Source organism: Sphingobacterium sp. KH_072 (assembly GCF_057837975.1).
The window spans coordinates 3,744,211-3,765,000 of record NZ_CM174457.1 but is presented as its reverse complement, the minus strand read 5'-3'; the positions used below and the strand labels follow the sequence as shown (position 1 = coordinate 3,765,000).

Annotated in this window: 15 protein-coding genes and 2 rRNA genes (1 of these 17 only partly in view); 8 read left to right on the top strand and 9 right to left on the bottom strand. The window is 42.5% G+C overall.

The window, feature by feature from the left end; genetic code table 11:
• Positions 1 to 1,624 (top strand): 23S ribosomal RNA (locus AC3IRT_RS16715) (it extends 1,263 nt beyond the left edge of the window).
• Positions 1,625 to 1,820: 196 nt separating this feature from the next.
• Positions 1,821 to 1,932 (top strand): 5S ribosomal RNA (gene rrf, locus AC3IRT_RS16710).
• A gap of 295 nt (positions 1,933 to 2,227) precedes the next feature.
• Here rrf and AC3IRT_RS16705 read toward each other — a convergent pair.
• Positions 2,228 to 3,082, bottom strand: a complete 855-nt coding sequence (locus AC3IRT_RS16705; RefSeq protein ID WP_489394338.1) for a helix-turn-helix transcriptional regulator — start codon at positions 3,080 to 3,082, stop codon at positions 2,228 to 2,230.
• Between the two features lie 95 nt (positions 3,083 to 3,177).
• On the opposite strand from AC3IRT_RS16705, the gene AC3IRT_RS16700 reads away from it, so the two are divergent.
• Complete coding sequence (locus AC3IRT_RS16700) at positions 3,178 to 6,237, top strand: SusC/RagA family TonB-linked outer membrane protein (protein ID WP_489394337.1); 3,060 nt, start codon at positions 3,178 to 3,180, stop codon at positions 6,235 to 6,237.
• Positions 6,238 to 6,248: 11 nt separating this feature from the next.
• Positions 6,249 to 7,760, top strand: a complete 1,512-nt coding sequence (locus AC3IRT_RS16695) for a SusD/RagB family nutrient-binding outer membrane lipoprotein (RefSeq protein ID WP_489394336.1) — start codon at positions 6,249 to 6,251, stop codon at positions 7,758 to 7,760.
• A gap of 524 nt (positions 7,761 to 8,284) precedes the next feature.
• Here the strand turns inward: AC3IRT_RS16695 and AC3IRT_RS16690 are convergent.
• Positions 8,285 to 8,635 carry a phage holin family protein gene (locus AC3IRT_RS16690; RefSeq protein ID WP_489394335.1) on the bottom strand — a complete coding sequence of 117 codons (351 nt, stop codon included), beginning with the start codon at positions 8,633 to 8,635 and terminating at the stop codon, positions 8,285 to 8,287.
• Between the two features lie 193 nt (positions 8,636 to 8,828).
• Here AC3IRT_RS16690 and AC3IRT_RS16685 point away from each other — a divergent pair, with 193 nt between their 5' ends.
• Both AC3IRT_RS16685 and kbl read left to right on the top strand, forming a co-directional pair.
• Positions 8,829 to 9,239 (top strand): DUF2147 domain-containing protein, encoded by a 411-nt coding sequence (locus AC3IRT_RS16685; protein WP_489394334.1) that lies wholly within the window; start codon positions 8,829 to 8,831, stop codon positions 9,237 to 9,239.
• Positions 9,240 to 9,384: 145 nt separating this feature from the next.
• On the top strand, positions 9,385 to 10,575 hold the full coding sequence (gene kbl, locus AC3IRT_RS16680) for a glycine C-acetyltransferase (RefSeq protein ID WP_489394333.1): 1,191 nt from the start codon (positions 9,385 to 9,387) through the stop codon (positions 10,573 to 10,575).
• A gap of 117 nt (positions 10,576 to 10,692) precedes the next feature.
• On the opposite strand, the gene AC3IRT_RS16675 is transcribed toward kbl, so the two are convergent.
• The gene (locus tag AC3IRT_RS16675; protein WP_489394332.1) at positions 10,693 to 11,316 is read right to left on the bottom strand and encodes an SGNH/GDSL hydrolase family protein; all 624 of its coding nucleotides are present in this window, start codon (positions 11,314 to 11,316) and stop codon (positions 10,693 to 10,695) included.
• A gap of 149 nt (positions 11,317 to 11,465) precedes the next feature.
• Between AC3IRT_RS16675 and typA the strand changes: the two genes are divergently transcribed.
• Together typA and AC3IRT_RS16665 are read left to right on the top strand one after the other, a co-directional pair.
• Positions 11,466 to 13,271, top strand: coding sequence for a translational GTPase TypA (typA, locus tag AC3IRT_RS16670; protein WP_489394331.1), 1,806 nt, complete (start codon positions 11,466 to 11,468; stop codon positions 13,269 to 13,271).
• A 145-nt stretch (positions 13,272 to 13,416) separates the two neighbouring features.
• Positions 13,417 to 14,304 (top strand): hypothetical protein, encoded by an 888-nt coding sequence (locus AC3IRT_RS16665; RefSeq protein ID WP_489394330.1) that lies wholly within the window; start codon positions 13,417 to 13,419, stop codon positions 14,302 to 14,304.
• Positions 14,305 to 14,375: 71 nt separating this feature from the next.
• Here AC3IRT_RS16665 and AC3IRT_RS16660 read toward each other — a convergent pair whose 3' ends face one another.
• From AC3IRT_RS16660 to AC3IRT_RS16635, 6 genes are all read right to left on the bottom strand, one after another.
• A complete protein-coding gene (locus AC3IRT_RS16660; protein WP_489394329.1) occupies positions 14,376 to 15,068 on the bottom strand; it encodes a YiaD family glycine zipper/OmpA-like lipoprotein in 693 nt (230 codons plus the stop codon).
• Between the two features lie 105 nt (positions 15,069 to 15,173).
• Positions 15,174 to 15,944 (bottom strand): hypothetical protein, encoded by a 771-nt coding sequence (locus AC3IRT_RS16655; RefSeq protein ID WP_489394328.1) that lies wholly within the window; start codon positions 15,942 to 15,944, stop codon positions 15,174 to 15,176.
• A 58-nt stretch (positions 15,945 to 16,002) separates the two neighbouring features.
• Positions 16,003 to 16,401: a hypothetical protein gene (locus AC3IRT_RS16650; RefSeq protein ID WP_489394327.1), complete on the bottom strand. Its 399-nt coding sequence runs from the start codon at positions 16,399 to 16,401 to the stop codon at positions 16,003 to 16,005.
• A gap of 4 nt (positions 16,402 to 16,405) precedes the next feature.
• On the bottom strand, positions 16,406 to 17,812 hold the full coding sequence (gene rlmD, locus AC3IRT_RS16645) for a 23S rRNA (uracil(1939)-C(5))-methyltransferase RlmD (protein ID WP_489394326.1): 1,407 nt from the start codon (positions 17,810 to 17,812) through the stop codon (positions 16,406 to 16,408).
• Positions 17,813 to 17,881: 69 nt separating this feature from the next.
• Complete coding sequence (locus tag AC3IRT_RS16640; protein WP_489394325.1) at positions 17,882 to 18,361, bottom strand: thioredoxin family protein; 480 nt, start codon at positions 18,359 to 18,361, stop codon at positions 17,882 to 17,884.
• Between the two features lie 13 nt (positions 18,362 to 18,374).
• Entirely contained in the window at positions 18,375 to 20,735 is a 2,361-nt protein-coding gene (locus tag AC3IRT_RS16635) for a TonB-dependent receptor (protein WP_489394324.1), read from the bottom strand.
• Between the last annotated feature and the right edge of the window lie 55 nt (positions 20,736 to 20,790).

Sequence of the window (20,790 nt, the reverse complement as noted above, 5' to 3'; positions counted from 1 at the left end):
ATTATAGAAAAGCAAATGTAGGCATAAGTAACGATAAGGCGGGTGAGAAACCCGCCCACCGAAAGAACCAGGTTTCCTGATCAACGCTAATCGGATCAGGGTTAGTCGGGGCCTAAGGCGCATCCGAAAGGAGGTAGCCGATGGACAACGGGTTAATATTCCCGTACTTTTATATACTGCGATGTGGTGACGGAGTAGTGACACTGCCGCGAACTGACGGAATAGTTCGTTGAAGTGCGTAGGTATACAGACTGTAGGCAAATCCGCAGACTGTGCTGAAACACGATAGTACAGCAAAGCTTCGGCGGCGCTGATAGTGCAGGTAATCAGACTTCCAAGAAAACCCGCTAAGCTTCAGGTATATAAAACCCGTACCGCAAACCGACACAGGTGTTCGAGGAGAGAATCCTAAGGTGCTCGAGTGAATCATGGCTAAGGAACTCGGCAAAATGGCCCTGTAACTTCGGGAGAAGGGGCGCTTCCTCCAGCGATGGAGAAGCCGCAGTGAAAAGGCCCAGGCGACTGTTTAGCAAAAACATATGGCTTTGCAAAATCGAAAGATGAAGTATAAGGCCTGACACCTGCCCGGTGCTGGAAGGTTAAGAGGGGATGTCATCGTAAGAGAAGCATTGAATCGAAGCCCCAGTAAACGGCGGCCGTAACTATAACGGTCCTAAGGTAGCGAAATTCCTTGTCGGGTAAGTTCCGACCTGCACGAATGGTGTAACGATCTGGGCGCTGTCTCAGCCATGAGCTCGGTGAAATTGTGGTATCGGTGAAGACGCCGATTACCCGCAACGGGACGGAAAGACCCCATGAACCTTCACTATAGCTTAACATTGGAATTGGATACAGGATGTGTAGGATAGGCGGGAGATGTTGAAGCGGCTTCGCTAGGAGTCGTGGAATCAACCTTGAAATACCGCCCTTTCTGTATTCGGTTTCTAACTCGGTTTAGCCGAGGACATTGTTTGGTGGGTAGTTTGACTGGGGTGGTCGCCTCCAAAAAGGTAACGGAGGCTTTCAAAGGTGGGCTCAGTACGCTTGGTAACCGTACGTGGAGTGCAATGGCATAAGCCCGCTTGACTGTGAGACCAACAAGTCGATCAGGGTCGAAAGACGGACATAGTGATCCGGTGGTTCTGTATGGAAGGGCCATCGCTCAAAGGATAAAAGGTACTCTGGGGATAACAGGCTGATCTCCCCCAAGAGCTCATATCGACGGGGAGGTTTGGCACCTCGATGTCGGCTCGTCACATCCTGGGGCTGGAGAAGGTCCCAAGGGTTGGGCTGTTCGCCCATTAAAGTGGCACGCGAGCTGGGTTCAGAACGTCGCGAGACAGTTCGGTCCCTATCTGTTGTGGGCGTTGGAAGTTTGAGTGGATCTGTCCTTAGTACGAGAGGACCGGGATGGACTGACCGCTGGTGAACCAGTTATGCCGCCAGGTGTACGGCTGGGTAGCTACGTCGGGAATAGATAAGCGCTGAAAGCATCTAAGTGCGAAACTAGCCACGAGATGAGACTTCCTTATAGGGTCGTAGAAGATGACTACGTTGATAGGTCATAGGTGTAAAGGTAGAGATACCATAGCCAAGTGATACTAATAGCCCGAAGCTTTCGCAATGATAGAAAACGTGTTCTGTTGTTTCCTGTGTTTCTTACGCTAGCAATAGTGAATGGTATGCAGATTATATTTTCTTACTGTCCTTCTTTCTTTCAAATATATGTCACGATATTCTTTTGTACTGGGATATACGTACTGCCAATAGAGATTGATCTCGATACGCACTACTATATACTCGATACGAAATAAAGATATTCAGGTGCCTATATCGGCGGTGTCCACCTCTTCCCATTCCGAACAGAGTAGTTAAGCCCGCCAGAGCCGATGGTATTGCCGTAACAGGTGGGAGAGTAGGTCGGTGCCTAATTTTATACTAAAGCCCTTGCAACAAAATTGCAAGGGCTTTTTTTGTGTAAATATTTTTGTAACAAAGAAGCTTTAGCAAGTACAGCTCTGCTCTCCATAGTCTAGATATTATATACAGCTTTACCAGAGCTTTCCTATAATTGAAGCGATTATCTACTAGCCAGGTGCCTTTAATACACTTATAGTACACTCACTCTCCGTGAACTAATGGTGTAGTGGTGAACTAACCGTGAAGTATTAACCAGTCTTATCCGTCAAGAGCTTTACAGTTGGAAAGGGCTGTTAGCATTACAGTACTATTTAAGCTGAATAGGATTAAATCCATAATATTTCTTAAAGGTTGTTGTAAAGTGTGTGGAATGCTTGTAGCCAATCATCCTAGATATATCGGTTATCCGTAGTTTGCCTTCGGAGAGAAGTTTGCGTGCATGATCCATCTTAATTTCCATAGTGTATCGTGCTATAGTTTGTCCATAGTATACTTTGAAATACTTTTTTAGGTACTGTTCATTTGTTCCTACAATCTTTGCTAATTCTGGTATTGTTATTACTTTGGATAAGTCTTCGTGGATCACTCTTTTTGCGAGTTGTATCTTATCAAAATGGACAGATTGTGTATGATTGTCAACGCTGATTGTTTCTCTCGATTGGCCGTGGAGTAGTTCAAATAGGCGACTATTTATTAATAGCTGATCTAAGGGCGTTACATGAGTATCCGATAGTGTAGTGATCTGCTTAATAAGCAGTGTAGAGCGACTTGTCGTTCTTACAATTCGGTTTGTATGGCGGCCTAAACCTGTGCATAACAAGTGCTCTAAACCGAATGTAGCTATAAAGCGTCTACATAAGATTAGTACGATGCACTCACCCGCTTCCGACTCCTTGCAAGTTATTAGGTGATCTCCCTTATTTGCTTCTGTGATGTAAGTGTTCCCAGTAGGAAGAGGAATATGTACCTGATTCAACTCAATCCATAGATCTTTACTTGTTATTGATGTCGTACTTAAAACGATTAATGACGCTGCTTCTTCAAATACAAAGCACGGTTGGTCTACTTTTGTGAAGAAGGTATCCGTACAAACATAGGTCGTAAGGCGTGGAATCACCGAATATTTTTCTGGTTTTGTAATCTTATTTTCCGAACACGTCATTTATTTGACTCGATTAGTTCTATATTTGCTCTGTTAAGTTTATTTAGACAAAGTCTAAATGATGTAAATATAAAAAACTAATCTATTAATTAAGCATGTTAAAGCTCAACTTACGACTTTTTATCGCAATATTATTTGCGGTTATGAGCAATGCTGCCATCGGACAAGTTCATATTATTGTTCAAGGCAGAGTTGTAGATCAAGAATCTGGATCACCCATTGTAGGGGCTAGTGTTCAGGTATTAGAGAACGATCGCTCAGGCGCCGCGGTGACAGGTACTTCGGGTGGATTTTCTATTCGTGCTCATGTAGGACAAACACTTCGAGTTAATTTTGTAGGATATCGCAGTACAGACATCGTTGTTCGTGAACGGAGTGCTAATTTAGTCATTATTTTGCCACGCGACACAAGAGAACTAGCTGAAGTATTGGTGACAGGAGCTTTAGGAATTAAACGATCATCTAGAGAGTTAGGTACTTCTGCGCAGTCCGTGAATAATGAAGAATTGAATTTGGGTAAGATGGTGAATCCGCTATTAGCACTTTCAAGTAAAGTCGCTGGTTTAAGAATCAATGCGACTGATCTGACAAGCGGGAAAACAGATCCAGGCGTACAAGTACGTTTGCGCGGTACCAGATCATTAAACCGCAGTCAGAATGATCCGATATATGTAGTAGATGGGGTACCATTGCCAGATATCACACGGATCAATCCAAACGATATTGAAGATATCACCGTTTTGAAAGGCGCAAATGCGGCCGCATTATATGGTTCTGAGGGAGTAAATGGTGCGATCATGATCACGACAAGAACCGGTATATCTGATCGCGGTACTGTAAATTATAGCAACAGCACTTTGTTCTCCAACGTGTTTTTCCTACCTCCACAGCAAACGGAATTTGGCCAAGGACAAAATGGTGTTTATAGTCCAACAGCAAATGAATCCTGGGGTCCACGTTTTGATGGCGAATTGAAGGATTTCGGATTGCCAATCAACGGGGTGCAACCACAGAAACTATTTGCTGCTCCTGGAATCGATAATCGAAAGGATTTCTTCAATACCGGCGTGACAATGCAAAATGATGTGTCCTTTTCTGGTGGGGATGCCAATAGCTCATACTTTTTGTCATTGCAAGACGTACGGATCAAAGGAGTTATTCCAGGTGATGAGTCGAGTCGTACCGGCGCTAGATTTAATGGATCCCGTCGATTCAATAAATTAACTACTTCATTCAATATGAATTATGTTTTCTTCAAAAATAATACTACGCCAGATGGTCCTTGGGCATCGGTGTATGCACAGCCTGCTAACATAGATTATCAGGATGCACGTAATTGGCAAGATCCAACTTCGCCCAACCATCCTTTGAATTGGTACTCTCCGTTGAGTGCGGCGCGTAATCCATTCTTTATGGCAGACAATAACCGCCAGACATTCGATCAGCATACTATCAATTCTCGATTAGAGTTTAGTTATGAGGTGGCAGATTGGTTAGATGTGATCAATAGAACCGGTTTGTATATTCAATCAGAGCCAGGACGAGTAACGAACCGTCAACTGAACTCATCAGTCGCTACCCGAAATGTAATCGGTACAGTAAATGATTCGCACCGGGATTACAACCGTTTTAACAATGATTTCATTCTGGATTTCCACAAAAGTTTTGGAGATATAACGACGAGATTATTATTGGGTCAGAATGTTAGAATGGATAATAGAAAAGACATTAATGTGGCAGCCAATAACCTTTTGTTCGATGATCTTTTCAACCAAGGATCTAGAACAGGTGAGTTGGCTGGTGGTTCGACGATCACGCGTCAGCGTTCTTTGGCAACATACGGAGAGTTCACGACAAGCTACAAGAATTACCTTTTCCTGACCTTTACAGGTCGTAATGATCAAACTTCAGTACTAGATCCAGAGAACAGGAATTACTTTTCGCCGGGCGTCAGTACGTCTTTCGTCTTTACCGATGCGATTCCAGCCTTGCGGGATAATCGCGTATTAAGTTACGGTCGTTTATATAGTTCATTCAATAGAACAGGAAATGTGACCTTGAGCCCTTACGCACTTAACCTAAACTACAATCAGGCACCAGGTTTTCCTTATGGTGGTCTGGTGGGGTACATTCCTTCGTCGACAGAACCCAATCGTTTCATCAAGCCCGAATTTGTGCGTTCGTTCGAAGTCGGAGTACAATTAGGAATGTTTAACAATCGCCTAAATGCTGACATCGCTTACGCTTATTCTGATTCTAAAGATCAGATCTTCAATAGCCAAGTTTCTAGAGCCACCGGTTTCAATACCTCAACAGTGAATGCTGGACAAATGATTAACAGTACGCTAGAGGTTGCTTTGAATGGAGCTGCAATTCGCGGAACTAACTTTCGTTGGGATCTGGGTGTAAACTTTACGTATACCAAAACAGAGATTGTGAATCTATTTACAGGTAACGAGTTCACTATCTTCCGTCAGCAATACGCGATTGTAGGGGAGCAATATCCTACCTTACGAATGACAGATTTCGACAGAGACCCAGCATCCGGAAAGGTAATTTTAGATCCAAACGGAAATATTAGATTGAGTGAAGACGAAACGATCTTGGGTACGATGGTACCTCCGTATCTCTTTGGTTTTAACTCAAACTTCAAGTACAAAGGCTTCACGTTAGGTTTCCAAATAGACTCTCGCCTTGGAGCATGGATGTACTCGGAAGTGCTTCCAAGAATGTACACTGCAGGTACACATGCAGAGACAGCTAAATATAATAGAGAACCATTCATTATGCCGAATACCATGATTCGTACACCTGACGGCTCGTTGGTGGAGAATACCGATGTCTACTCAAAAGGAGATCGTGCTTGGTGGGATGCTTATGGGAAAGTACAAACGGTGACTGCTGCTAAAGGAGATTATTTGAAGCTGAGAGAGCTTTATATCGGATATGATTTGCCTGCCAGTTTACTTGCTGGACAGAAAGTAATTCGTGGTGCTTCTGTGGGCTTGGTTGGGAATAATCTATTTATCATTAGCCACGATTCTAATCAACTTGGCGATCCGGAAGCCTTATATAATTCAACGGATGGCTATTCCAGTTTTCGACAGATTCCTACAGCACGATCTTTCGGCTTTAACATTAACGTAGCGTTTTAATATCAACAAAGATGAAATTACATATAATTAAAATAGGGATATTGATAGCGGCAACCCTAAGCTTCGTATCATGCAAAGATTTTTTAGAGGTAAATGATAATCCGAATGCACCGACCAATGAAAACTTGAGTTTAAGCGTGAAATTATCCGCCGCGTTGAATAGCTCAGCCAATTATGAGGCTACTCAGCTTAACCAAATTGGTGGCTTTTGGGGTGGTTATTGGGGAACAGCCGGTGAAGCAGCCAGTTCATTTACCGCGCTAAAAAATTATAATGGGCCGGGTATTCGTGATACGAGAGATGGTATTCCTGTCTGGGAAACAACGTACACGAACTTGTTCTACTATAAGCAAATTATGGAACAAGCAGGTACAGAAGCATCCTTATTTTACCAAGGGATTGCTAAAGTGATGACGGCTTATCATTATTTCATTTTGGTAGATTTCTATAATAATGTACCATTCGAGCAGGCTCTTCAAGGTTCCTTATATTTACAACCAGTATACGAGCCGGGCAAGGATGTGTATCAAAAATCAATGGATCTCATCACCGAAGGCATTGCCGAGATTAAGTCATCTTCCAGCGCACCAGGTGCAGATGATATTCTTTTTAGAGGCGATCGCGCCAAGTGGGCGCAATTTGGAAATACTTTGAAACTACGCGCATTGTTAAGACAATCACAAGTGGCAGATCAGAGTGGATACATCACGCAAGAGATTACAAAAATTACGCAAGAGGGATCCGGTTTTCTACTAGATAATGCGATGGTAAACCCAGGCTATCTTAATACTGCTGGCAAAATGAATCCTTTCTACGAAACCTATTACCGTAATAATGCTGGCGTAGCGGTCGCTAATTATGGCAATATACGCCCGACACGCTATCTATTAGCAAAATATGCAGAATACAATGACCCTAGATTGGGTCAAAACTTTGTGATGGTAAACAATGCTTATCAAGGTGTGGTGTTTGGAGATAATACGGTATCAGCTGAATTTGCATCAGCCAACACTTCTGCGATGAAGGGGCCAACGGAAAATAGCGCAACTCCTGCCGGTGTATTAAAAAGTTTTAATCAAGGAAGTATGATGATTTCTTTGGCAGAAGCCTATTTCTTGCAAGCTGAAGCTGCCGAAAGAGGATGGCTTTCATCCAATAGTACTACATTATATAATAGTGCTATACAAGCTTCTTTTAACTATCAATTCAATGTAAACAACTATAGTACTGTTGCTTACATCGCGCAACCAAGCGTTACCCTGGACGCTGCGCCGAATAAAATTGAAAGGATAATTACACAAAAATGGTTGGCGTTGAACGGATTGAATAATATTCAAGCATGGCATGATCATAAAAGGTTAGGTTTGCCAACATTTCCTGCATCGGTAACAAGTCCAACTCCTGACGCATATCCACGTCGGTTTATGTATCCAGAAACGGAAGTAAACTCGAATAACCAAAATGCGTCCAGCCAAGGTGATATCGGCGTACTTACGGGCAGAGTTTGGTGGGATGTTCGCTAAAGGTAGTCGTCTACAGTTATGCACTAAAAGGATTTGGGTATGTATTCCCAAATCCTTTCTTGTTTACTGTTGTTTTTTTGCAATTCTATAAAATTTCGAAGTCAGTTGTCTGAAGGAACCTTCGATCTCTACTGATTATAAACTGAATCTTCACCGCAGAACGATAACGTTTTTTCAAATTATAATGACATCACAGTTGTTAACAAAATGATCATGCTGTCACTTTTAATTAGTAAAGATGTTTTCTTGTGTTTATAAATTATTGAGGTTGTTGATTTTGTGACTTGGCTTATGTGCCACCAACACCTAGCGGTAAAGATAGTAACCTTTACATCATTAACTGGAAAACGGGTAGTAGAGACTAAAGGTATTAGATTGAAAGGTCAAGCTGGAAGTTTCTTCTTAGGAGCTTACTAGTCTAATATGAACTTTGTTCCAAAGATTTGGATCTCGTAGAGGTCTTATAACAGAACAGCAGCAAGTAATCTTGCTGCTGTTCTCGTTTATATAGATTTGAATGAGTATTAACGACTTTTTGGAGCTACTAATGCACCTAAGATCATCTCCATAACAGCTACTGCAATCGCGAAAAAGAAAGCCGACCAAAATCCAGCCACCTGAAATTTAGTGCCCATAATGCTGCTGCTTAGCATAATCATTAGTACCGTAATGATAAAAGAAACCAATCCAAAAGTTAGCCAGTTCAAGGGGAAGGTAAATAACCGTAAGATTCCGCCAACAATCCCGTTCACCAAACCAATGACCAACCCCGTTACGATCGCCCAGCCAAAACCGTCGACCGTTACGCCTGGAATAATGTAAGATGCTCCCGCAATGATGATTCCGGTGAGAAGAAGAGAAAGTATAAAATGCATAGTATAAATAATTAAGTTGTGATTCAATAAAATCCAGACAAAAAAAATGCCAATTTCTACAGCGCAAAAAACCGTATTAGTATAGTGCAGTTTAATTATCAGAGGTGATACCTTTCTATAGTGAAAATTGTGCTATGCTCGCATAGTAAAAAAATCGTATATTTAACCATAACAATTGTAAACAATAAAAGCTATGAAGAGAATAATTTTAGTTTTAAGCGTGGTAATGATCGCATTTTCATTATTTGCACAGTCTTCAGACCCAATCGTAGGTAAATGGGAAAACTCGAGTAAGGAAGGTCGAGTCGAGATTTTTAAACGAGGTGATAAGTATTTCGGAAAATTATATTGGATAAAAGATTCTTCGAAAAAAGATGAGAAAAATTCGGACAAGAGTCTTCGCGATCGCAAAATTGAAGGTCTAGAGATATTAACCAACTTCACCAAAAAAGGAAATACCTATGAAGGTGGCGAAATCTATGATCCAAAATCTGGTAAAACCTACAGTAGCAAGATGACTCCAAAAGGAGACAAGCTAGAAGTGCGCGGTTTTGTGGGCGTCAGTTTGTTGGGGCGTACAGAAGTTTTTACGCGTATTAAGTAAGAACGCGAACAGCAATTACTTATACGAAGGACAGCTACTGCTGTCCTTTTTTGTTGCACGTGCACTGCCCGCTTATGGAGATCATAGAGCCGCGAAAATATTGTATCTTTGAATATATACGCAACAATAAAAGCATTTTAAATATATGTACCACAACTTGCAAGCCGCGCTACAAAAAGAATTAGCGGAAATTCAGGAAGCCGGACTTTACAAAAAAGAACGCATTATCACGACGCCTCAGGGAGCGGATATCAAAATAAATACAGGACAGGAAGTCATCAACTTTTGCGCAAACAATTACTTAGGGTTATCATCACACCCCGATGTAATCGCTGCTGCTAAGGCAGCGATTGATTCACATGGATACGGTATGTCGTCCGTGCGTTTTATCTGTGGTACGCAGGATACGCACAAACAATTGGAAGATAAACTGTCGCAATTCTTAGGCACAGAAGACACTATATTGTATGCTGCCGCTTTCGATGCTAATGGTGGCGTTTTCGAACCTTTGTTTGGCGCAGAAGATGCGATCATCTCCGACGAGCTCAATCATGCTTCTATTATAGATGGTGTTCGTCTGTGTAAAGCACAGCGTTTTCGCTACAAGAATTGCGATATGCATGACTTGGAAGCGCAACTACAAGCCGCATCGGGTGCGCGTCATCGTATAATCGTGACCGATGGCGCTTTTTCGATGGATGGTTCCGTAGCGCCTTTAGATAAAATCTGTGATCTAGCCGATAAATACGATGCTTTGGTGATGATCGATGAATCGCATTGCTCCGGCTTTATCGGTAAAACAGGTCGTGGTACACACGAATTGTGTGATGTCATGGGTCGGATCGATATTATTACAGGTACGCTTGGTAAAGCATTAGGCGGAGCCTCTGGCGGTTTCACTTCTGGTCGCAAAGAGATTATCGAGATGTTGCGTCAGCGCTCCAGACCATATCTTTTTTCCAATACCTTGGCTCCTGCGATTGTAGGTGCATCTATTGCTGTGCTTGATATGTTGAGCGAAACCACCACCTTACGCGACAAATTAGAAGACAATACCACATACTTTAGAGAGAAAATGACCGCCGCTGGATTCGACATCAAGCCGGGTGTGCATCCTATTGTACCTGTCATGCTGTACGATGCGAAGCTGGCGCAAGAATTTGCAGCCAAAATGCTGGAAGAGGGAATTTATGTCATCGGCTTCTACTACCCAGTAGTGCCAAAAGATAAAGCCCGTATTCGTGTACAGATATCGGCTGGGCATGATCGCGCACATTTAGACAAAGCCATTGCGGCATTTACTAAAGTAGGTCAAGAATTGAAGGTGATTTCGTAATTGTAGGATCAGTACTCCTATATAAAACAGAACACCCGAACCAGCTTGGTTCGGGTGTTCTGTTTTAATAAGCTTGTTTATAATTTAATAATGATTAAATCAACTGGTGACCGCACATTATTTTAAGGCGCTTTGTAATACAGCTTCCATGATTTCATAAGCCGCAACTGTCGGGTGCACGCCATCTTTCGCATGTTGTTCCGACAGTCCATTTCGCTCGTCTTTCAGTGCCGAGTGATAATCCACGAAGGGAACACCTTGGCTCTCGGCATACGAGCGAATAAGCGAATTTAATTGTACGATCTGATTGGCGACCTCTTTGATCTCTGTGCGCCAGCCAAACTCGTAAGCGGGTAAAACGGAACATAAATACACCTTAATATTATGATGTTGCGCGAGCTCCACCATCGAGATAATATTCCCTAAGATGTTTTCTTGCGATATATAACCTTGATTTTGTGCAATGTCATTGGTGCCAGCAAGGATTACCACCGCTTTGGGCTGTAGATCGATCACATCTTTACGAAAGCGAACGAGCATTTGCGCGCTGGTCTGTCCACCAATACCTCGACCTATATAGCCATTTTTACTAAAGAATTCAGGGCGCTGATTTTTCCAACCTTCGGTAATGGAATTACCCATAAATACCACTTGTCCACTTTCCTCTTGCGTATTTGCCGCTGCATATTTACCAAAATTCGCCCAATCGGTCTTATTTTGCGCCGATATGTGATGCATCATAAACAGGGATATTACTACTGTTAAAAGCCATTTCATATTAAGAAATCTTTATTATTCAACTATTCCAAATATATCATTTAAAATGTAGTGATTAGTTGTTTTTATTTTTTTACTTTTGCACCTTAGAATTTTACACGACAAGCTGTAGCATGCAGAACATCAGAAACATAGCGATTATCGCTCACGTTGACCACGGTAAAACCACATTGGTTGACAAGATTCTCTATTTCACGAATCAGTTCAGAGAAAATGAAAACGCAGGAGAACTCATCCTGGATAACAACGATTTGGAGCGTGAGCGTGGTATCACTATCGTTTCCAAAAACGTATCCGTTACCTACAAGGATGTAAAGATTAATATTATTGATACGCCTGGTCACGCCGATTTCGGTGGTGAGGTAGAGCGTGTCTTGAAAATGGCCGATGGAGTTGTTCTTTTGGTTGATGCTTTTGAAGGCCCAATGCCTCAAACTCGTTTCGTTACGAGTAAAGCATTAGCTTTAGGAATCAAACCTATTGTTGTTGTCAACAAGGTCGATAAAGAAAACTGTCGTCCAGATGAGGTTTACGAAAATGTGTTCGACTTGTTCTTTAATTTGGAAGCAACAGAAGACCAATTAGACTTCCCCGTATTATACGGATCGTCTAAACAAGGTTGGATGTCTACAGACTGGAAACAGCCTACAACAGACTTCACCGATTTGCTTGATGCTATTATAGCGCATATCCCAGCACCTAAGGTGTCGGAAGGTACACTTCAGATGCAAGTTACCTCTCTAGATTACTCCACATTTGTTGGTCGTATCGCGATAGGACGTGTTGCGCGTGGAACAATCAAAGAAAATCAACCGGTATCGCTTGTGAAGCGTGATGGTAAAATTGTGAAATCTCGCGTGAAAGAGCTTCAGGTTTTTGAAGGCTTAGGTCGTATCAAAGTATCAGAAGTAAAAGCAGGAGATATCTGTGCCGTTGTTGGTATTGATGGTTTTGATATTGGTGATACAATTGCCGATTTCGAAAATCCAGAGCAACTGGAAGTAATGAGCATTGATGAGCCAACAATGAACATGTTGTTTACCATCAACAACTCACCTTTCTTCGGTAAAGAAGGTAAATTGGTAACATCTCGTAATATTTACGATCGTTTGCAAAAGGAATTGGAGAAAAACTTGGCATTACGTGTCGTTCCAACCGAATCTCCTGATGCTTGGTTAGTATATGGTCGTGGTATTCTCCATTTGTCTGTATTGATCGAGACTATGCGTCGTGAAGGTTACGAATTGCAAGTAGGTCAACCACAGGTAATCGTTAAAGAGATTGACGGTGTGAAATGTGAGCCTATCGAAGAGCTAGTAGTGGATGTTCCTGCAGAAGTCTCTGGTAAGGTAATCGAGCTAGTTACGCAACGTAAAGGCGAATTATTGATCATGGAAGCCAAAGGTGATATGCAACACTTAGAGTTTGCTATTCCTTCTCGTGGTATCATCGGATTGCGTAACAACGTATTGACGGCTACTGCTGGTGAGGCTGTAATGGCGCACCGCTTGAAAGGTTACGAGCCTTGGAAAGGAACTATTCCTAAGCGTATGGCAGGTGTATTGATTTCTTTGGATACGGGTTCTACTACAGCGTATTCAATTGATAAATTGCAAGATCGTGGTCGTTTCTTCGTTGATCCAGGTGTAGATATTTATGAAGGCCAAATCTTAGGTGAGCACATCCGCGACAATGATTTGACGATCAATGTAACCAAAGGAAAGCAGTTGACCAATATGCGTGCATCCGGTTCGGATGATAATGCTCGTATTGCGCCAGCGATCAAGTTCTCATTGGAAGAATGTATGGAATACATCCAAGCTGATGAGTATATTGAGGTAACGCCACAAAGCATGCGTTTACGTAAGATCTACTTGACAGAAGGCGATCGTAGAGTGAACGCGAAGAAGTTTCAATAAAAATGAAGTAGTTTCCCGCTTTTAGGGATGCTATTAGATCATATAAAAGCTATTATCATACGTGATAATAGCTTTTTTTGCGCATTAAGTAATTGGGTTTATTTTTTTCTTAACTTTGCGATTATTCCAGGCTAACTATTCATTTATGAGAATTTTATACATATTGATCGCGGTGGCGCTATTAGGAAGCGCTTGCTCTAAAGAAGATCCTATCGAAGTGCCGATAGAAGAAGAAACAATTGTGCCCGAAGTAGAAACCCCGCAAAATCTACCATACGGATTGACGGTAGATGTTAAGGAAGTAGATATACTTCAAATGGTAACTTTCAAATTAATTGATTCGGCTTCAAATGATGAGGGAAACTTTTTTTCTTTTCTGAAATATAAGGTTTTGGATTCACTGATTTGGAATGTTGAAGGTACAACAAATAAGGTGCACCTAATTGAGCGAGATGAAAGAGGATTCGGTGTCCAGACGGAATGGGGACATAATTTTTATACACCAGGAGACTACAAAACATACCTTAAAGGCTATCGCGAGGGCAATCTGGTGGTGAGTGATTCTATTCTAGTACACGTAAATACTCCTAAGGATAAAGATTTTTTGCAATTTTCTTGGAATGAGATTGAAGAGCCTTTAGCAGCTAATAATGGTTATGTAAACAATGGTACGGAGGAATACTATTTTAGTATAAGACCTGGAGTGAGAGATGAAATTAAATCAATCTCTTTAAGCCTGATATACAAAAAGTATTGGGGTGAAGCTTACAAATTGGCACCTTCGAATCTTCCTGAGCAAGCAAAATCTGTTTTAGTTAATTACATCACTTCCATGTACGGGCCTGAGAAATATTCTTCAAATAGTGATGATGTCGTGTCGATTTATGAACAATTGTTCCGCACGCGTTTAGTAGACCAAGAAGTGATCAAAATTTGGTCTACATCTACTGCTAATATTGCATTAGTAAAGGGTTTGATTGAGTATGGACTTCCAGCACGGTATTCAATCTTGGCTGAACCAGTCTACAAATAAGCTGAATCCATAGCAAAAAGCTCCGAAAGGCCAAGTCTTCCGGAGCTTTTTCAATGATCTATATACTACTTTTAGTTAGTTCCAGCTTCGCGTTTTGCGTCTTGTTGCATTTTCTCACTCGCTACAATTACGATCTCTACACGGCGGTTTTCAGCACGTCCTGCATCACTATCGTTAGAGGCGATGGGCTCTGAAAAGTTTTTACCTTCTGTCTTTACTCTACCACCTTTCAATCCCTGAGATACGGCATAGTCGCGTACAGATTTTGCACGACCTTCAGATACTTTCTGGTTAGCGCTCATGGATCCAACGTTGTCTGTGTGTCCGATTACTAAAATTTCGGTATCCGGCTCTTTATTCAAAGTCTCTACCAATTTGGCAATATTTGTTTTTGCATCACCTTTCAATTGAGTACTATTAAAGTCAAAAAGAATTCCACTATCGAATTTCACGATAATACCTTCCTCAGATTTAATTACTTCAGCACCGGCAACAGCATTTTCAATTTCCTTCGCTTGATTATCCATCTTACGACCGATCAATCCACCAGCTGCACCACCAATCACTGCACCAGCGATTGCGCCTACTGCAGTATTACCTGCTTTTCCTCCGATCAACGCGCCTAATGCACCACCTGCTGTGGTGCCAATTACGGCACCTTTAGTTGTGCTGCTTGTATTTTGTATGGTAGAACAGCTTGCAAACAACATTGCAGATGTCGCTAGCGACAGACCATAAACTGATATTTTTTTGTTAATTGTCATAAGTTAAAAGATAAATGAATGCTTCTTTACGATACATAAACAAAGCGAATGCCAAAATAAATTTATGATGTGGAAAACAATTATTGATACCTACTGCTCAATAGATTATTTCTCCTGCGGAGGGATCTCCAACTTTGGCAATTTTTGAGATTTTGGTCGTCCATTGGCATCCCAATCTTCAAAAGATTTATTGATATACACCATCAAATCATATCTTCCCCATTTTTCTGCAGTAGATAAAGATGGTCTGTACCAATCCATGAAAGATTGCCGCTCTTCTCCTTCCAGGCCGGTCAATTCTGTTACGATACTTTTGGTGAAAATACGATCAATCTTCGTTTCCTCCAGCTCTTGCTCCATGTATTGTTGGAAGCGTCTTGCATTTTTGGGCTCCTTGCCAAAAAGATTGTACAATGCCGTTGCAGGACTAGCCAAATAGGTACCTACCGAGTTTTGTCCACCACGATAAACACCTTTTCGTTCATAATCTTTCATAATACCGCGCATATCCGCTTCGCGCGTACTACGAGATACAACTACTGTTTCTATTTGTAGGCCAGATTGCATTTCTAGAATGATATCTTCTATCATGTTGATCTGCGTTTTTATCGTGCCATATCCGACTTTTTCAATGGATAGGCTGTCACCAAGAGCAACAGGTAGTGTAAAGATTCCTTGCATTGTGGTACGCACTTGCTGTTGCGTATTCATGTTCGTTACATTCGCATCTGCGATGCGTGTATTATTGGTGCCCCGTTCCAATATCATACCCGATATGTTCTTACGCTCGTACCCAGCAGTCTGGGCAGATGTGCGTAAGCTCACTGCAAAAAGCAGGCAAAAAACGGCAATGATATATAGTAGTAAACGGTTCATGTAATAATCTAAATTAACCAAAGATCGCTATTCAGGATGTTAAATAACGCTAAACCTTTTATTTGAATGGGTAAAACACAAAATTTGCACCCTCTGGAACGACTACAAATAGACACATGTATTGATCGGCAGGTTTATACTGCTTGATAAAATAAGCCTTGCGGTCTTCCTTGATAATGCCGTTCTCCACAAACTCCTCCAACGTACTTACATTGATAGTCCACGAAGTGTTCAGCTCCATCTTATCTAAGATCACTTCGCCAATCTTCACGCTATGTTGGTGCGCTACAAAAATAGGGTGAGCGGAATATTGCGCTGCGATCAGGTCGGCCGAAACCTCCTTGATCGCATCATTATAAAAGTCTAGATCTACCTTAAGGCTGTCCAGCGGACTGTTGCTCTTACCTTTTTCAGGGCCATTCCCAGAGGGCTCTGCTAACAATTCTTCTATATTCATCGTATTATTTTCTGGTCAAAAGAACCACGTTCTCTACGTGCTGCGTATGCGGAAACATATCTACCGGCTTGATCCGAGCTACCTGATATTTTTCAGAAAGCAACTCAATATCGCGCGCTTGTGTTGCCGCATTACAGCTCACATATACAATCTTCGGAGCTTCTACATCCAACAAGCACTTAATCACATCGGTGTGCATCCCTGCTCTTGGCGGATCGGTAATAATGATATCTGGCTTACCATGTGCGGTGACAAATGGTATTGTCAGCACATCTTTCATGTCGCCCGCATAGAACTTGGTATTGCTGATGTCGTTTAGCTCAGAGTTGATCTTCGCATCCTCAATAGCAGAAGGTACATATTCTATGCCAATCACCTGTTTTGCATTGCGTGCCACAAAGTTGGCAATGGTACCTGCACCAGTGTACAAATCATATACCGTCTCTTCGCCTGTAAGACCAGCAAAATCACGGGTAATTTTGTATAACTCGTAAGCTTGCGCTGAATTTGTCTGGTAGAATGACTTTGGCCCTACTTTAAATTTCAAACCTTCCATCTCTTCGTAAATGAAGTCGCGGCCTCGGTATAGCATGATTTCCTGATCAAAGATCGTATCGTTGCCTTTTTGGTTGACGATGTAGAGTAGCGAAGCTAATGTCGGAAACTTAACAGATATGAACTCCATCAACTGATCAATCTGCTCTTGCGTAGGATACGCAAAGACCACGATAACCATCACCTCACCCGTAGACGCGGTGCGGATAATGACATTGCGCAGCGCGCCTTGATGCGCACGTAGATCATAAAATGAAATTCCGTGATCGGCAGCGTAAGCACGAATACTGTTACGGATATCATTAGAAGGATCTGCTTGCAAGAAGCAATGATCTATATCCAAGATCTTATCGAAGCGACCCGGCACGTGAAAGCCCAAGGCATTCATATCCTGATCGTCTACCTGCTCATCTTTATTAGTCAGCCAGCGTTTGTTGGAGAATGTATATTCCAGCTTGTTACGGTAATACGATGTTTCTTGCGAGCCCAATATGGTTTCCATAGAGGAAGTATCGACTTTGCCAATGCGGCTCAGCACATTGGTCACATATTTCTCTTTGAAATGCAATTGTGCTTCGTAATTCATATGTTGCCATTTGCAACCACCACAAACCCCAAAGTGCTTGCAAAAAGGTTCAACCCGATGTGGAGACGGCGTCTTCACAGCAGTTACTTTCCCTTCTACCAAATTCTTTTTCTTGCGAAGCAGTTCTACATCGACAATATCTCCCGGTATTGCCTTCTCGATAAACATTACCAGTTCGTCTTGTTTCGCGACGCCTCTTCCTTCTTCGGCGATGTCAATTATCTCTATATCAGAGACAAATTTCTTGTCCTGAGGTATTCTCTTTCCCATTTGGGCACAAAAATACGCTTTTAATTTTATATGTGAATGCGGCGAGTCACCTCGGAGGGAGATGTGCAGTTAAGGCTGTAGCAGTTCGAGCAGCTTTTTGCTATGTAGGTACTCAAAATGCCGTTGTTCTACGAAGAAACTTTTGTCTAGGATCAGGGTTGTTGGCAGTACCAATTGTCCGTTTCTAGCACCCAATATCATGGCGAGATCGTGGTATCTGCCTCTTCTTTTCTTTGGTGATTTATTAGTGAATAATTGACCATCGAAGCGAACGCTGTCGGTCGTTTCTACATCCAGCTGTACTGCGTAATAATCAGCATTGATCTGAGCGATTACCGCTGGGTTGGTAAACACCTCGCGTTCCATTTTCTTGCAATACGTACACCAGTCAGCATGAAAGAAAATCAACGTCTTTTTTGGCTTACTGGCCAACGAATCTGATAGCGCTTCGAAAGATAGCCAATTCACTTTCAATCCTTCCTGCGCCATCGTATATGACGCAGGGAAGATTGAACAAAAAAGGAAGATCCAACCATAGAATCGTACCATCGTTTTTTATTGCTTAATGAGTGAAATTACCAATCTTCACACCGACAAAATACGTGCGTGGTCTGGCAGGGCCATAAATATAATCTGAATCGCGGCGTGCGCCCTTATCAAAATCATTTTGATAACTATTGAAAATGTTCTGTACGCCAGCGCTCAACTCGAGTGAAAAGCTAGATTTTATGTGAATCATGCGCGACAAACGTAAGTTCATCTCCATAAATTCTCTGGATTGTACCAAGTCCATAAATCCAGATTCTCGAACCACATGCGGCACGACCATCGATCCAGTATATACACCGGTAATATCTATACCAAAATCTTCTGTTACGCGCCAGTTGGTATTCAAATAGCCATAGCTGTTTGGCGTACGCACCAGATTGCGCGTAAACACCGCTGGATCACCATCCACTACATCTTCGCCTTCAAAGAGCTCTTGATCCTTGCGGTAGCGATTCGTTTGGATCGTACCTCCAAATTGAAAAGTCAGGCGATCGGATGGTGCGATGCCCACTTCTACATTACTCCCCGCTACGTAAAGACCTTCTCCATTGACCATTTGCTCTAGGCGCAAGTTGTCGCCGATCACGCCTTGTGATACATAAGTGAATGGATTCCGAATATCGGTGTAGAAACCTTCCACTAAAATATTGGTTTGGGTGGTTCCAATCGCTTTTGTGAAATTAATAGACGCCGTGTAGGAGTTAGAAAATTCGGTTTTCAGATCTTCGCCCAATAAGATAAACTGCTGATCGCCACCCACTGAAGATACGTGCATATCTTCATCAAAAGCCTGCGGCGCACGGAAACCACGGGCATATCCGCCGCGCAGTTGAAATACTTCATTGATATCATACAATAAAGTTACGCGCGGACTAAATGCGGATACCGAAGCATCTGATGCTCGGGAAATATCTCCCAAATAGTACGTGCCAGAGACATTGACATGGTCAAATCGGCCGCCAAGCAAAGCTTTGAATCGATCTGTTGGTTTCCATTCGTATTGCGCATAGATTCCTGTGCTGTTTACATTTTGCTCAATGGCTCTGCTGTATCCTGGGATTTCATCATCTACATTACTGTGATTGTATTCAATACCGGTGGTAAATACATCTTCATTTTTGAGTGTATGCGCCAATTGTCCACCGCCGACAAAAGCAAAATCCTTCGTTGTTCCATACGCATTGGCTGCTAATAAACTGTCGGCTCTGGTACGCTCGCCACCCAATCCGCCGTAGTAGCTATCGCGAATGGTGCGCTGAGCAGAACCATAAACACTGAATTTGGTGCGATGATCTGATGTGTATTGATCGAATGTCAACCCGCCCATGATTGTATTATGATTCAACTGTTCGGTAATATCCGTGAAATGCGGCGCTATATTTAATCGATCGCCACCACGACGAAATTCTTTGATCGCACTAAAATCCATCGTTAGCTTATTCAGTTCTGAAAACTTATAGAATGCTTTCGTGCCGAAGGCCGTGCTTTCCAACTTCGTGATTTCAGAGAATCCGTCGCCATCTGCGTCATACGCTTCTCGACTTCTTTTTGCACCGTAGAATGTAGCGCCATACGTCAGGTCTTCACTCACTACCGAGGAGTTGAAGCTAAAGTTGTTGTCCAAACTCTTGCCGCCGATGAGGCTGGTGTTGTTGTTTATCTCCCACGAATTGACAATAGGATCTTTGGTAATCACATTGATCGTTCCAGCAATGGCATTAGAACCGTATAGCGCCGATCCACCGCCGCGAACGACTTCGATGCGCTCCACCATACTGGTCGGAATCTGATCCAAGCCATATACGCCATTTAGCGCACTGAAAATTGGGCGGCTATTCATCAAGATTTGAGAATAACTGCCGTCCAGACCATTCATTCGCACTTGCGTGAAGCCACAGTTCTGGCAATTCACCTCCAAGCGTACACCAGGTTGATAGTTCAGCGTTTCGGACATGGCCACACTTTGCGTGGCGTTCATCAGTTTCGAGCCAATCACATTCACAATTACGGGCGATTGTTTCCGGTTTACGTCGTATCGCGTGGCACTGACCACCACTTCGTTGAGATTAAGTCGATCGGCTTCGAGTGCGATCTGAAGCGGCGGCGTATTGCCGGCAAGCACCGACACCGATTGGCGAAATGGAACATAGCCAATCGCATCAACTAAGATGCGACGATTCCCGGCAGGTACATTGGTTAAAGTAAAATGTCCATTTTCGTCGGTGGTGGCTGCCAATGTCGTTCCCTCAATACGAACGGTAGCGGTGGTTGCGCCTCCTTTTGTGCTCACTGTACCTGTTATGGTACTTGTTGTTTGCGCATATATGGTAAGAGATAGTAAAGTCAATAGTATGGTGTAGAAAAATTTTTCCATATAGAATGTGTTGCTTTTAAGCATGAAATAAAAGAGTCATCTATGCGATAGTGCA

Bases quoted from the DNA above. Each gene is read 5' to 3' on its own strand.
- typA (WP_489394331.1), top strand. From the start codon at position 11,466: ATGCAGAACATCAGAAACATAGCGATTATCGCTCACGTTGACCACGGT.
- AC3IRT_RS16700 (WP_489394337.1), top strand. From the start codon at position 3,178: ATGTTAAAGCTCAACTTACGACTTTTTATCGCAATATTATTTGCGGTT.
- AC3IRT_RS16665 (WP_489394330.1), top strand. From the start codon at position 13,417: ATGAGAATTTTATACATATTGATCGCGGTGGCGCTATTAGGAAGCGCT.
- AC3IRT_RS16640 (WP_489394325.1), bottom strand. From the start codon at position 18,361: ATGGTACGATTCTATGGTTGGATCTTCCTTTTTTGTTCAATCTTCCCT.
- AC3IRT_RS16650 (WP_489394327.1), bottom strand. From the start codon at position 16,401: ATGAATATAGAAGAATTGTTAGCAGAGCCCTCTGGGAATGGCCCTGAA.
- kbl (WP_489394333.1), top strand. From the start codon at position 9,385: ATGTACCACAACTTGCAAGCCGCGCTACAAAAAGAATTAGCGGAAATT.
- AC3IRT_RS16690 (WP_489394335.1), bottom strand. From the start codon at position 8,635: ATGCATTTTATACTTTCTCTTCTTCTCACCGGAATCATCATTGCGGGA.
- AC3IRT_RS16675 (WP_489394332.1), bottom strand. From the start codon at position 11,316: ATGATGCATCACATATCGGCGCAAAATAAGACCGATTGGGCGAATTTT.
- AC3IRT_RS16660 (WP_489394329.1), bottom strand. From the start codon at position 15,068: ATGACAATTAACAAAAAAATATCAGTTTATGGTCTGTCGCTAGCGACA.
- rlmD (WP_489394326.1), bottom strand. From the start codon at position 17,812: ATGGGAAAGAGAATACCTCAGGACAAGAAATTTGTCTCTGATATAGAG.
- AC3IRT_RS16705 (WP_489394338.1), bottom strand. From the start codon at position 3,082: ATGACGTGTTCGGAAAATAAGATTACAAAACCAGAAAAATATTCGGTG.
- AC3IRT_RS16635 (WP_489394324.1), bottom strand. From the start codon at position 20,735: ATGGAAAAATTTTTCTACACCATACTATTGACTTTACTATCTCTTACC.
- AC3IRT_RS16655 (WP_489394328.1), bottom strand. From the start codon at position 15,944: ATGAACCGTTTACTACTATATATCATTGCCGTTTTTTGCCTGCTTTTT.
- AC3IRT_RS16695 (WP_489394336.1), top strand. From the start codon at position 6,249: ATGAAATTACATATAATTAAAATAGGGATATTGATAGCGGCAACCCTA.
- AC3IRT_RS16685 (WP_489394334.1), top strand. From the start codon at position 8,829: ATGAAGAGAATAATTTTAGTTTTAAGCGTGGTAATGATCGCATTTTCA.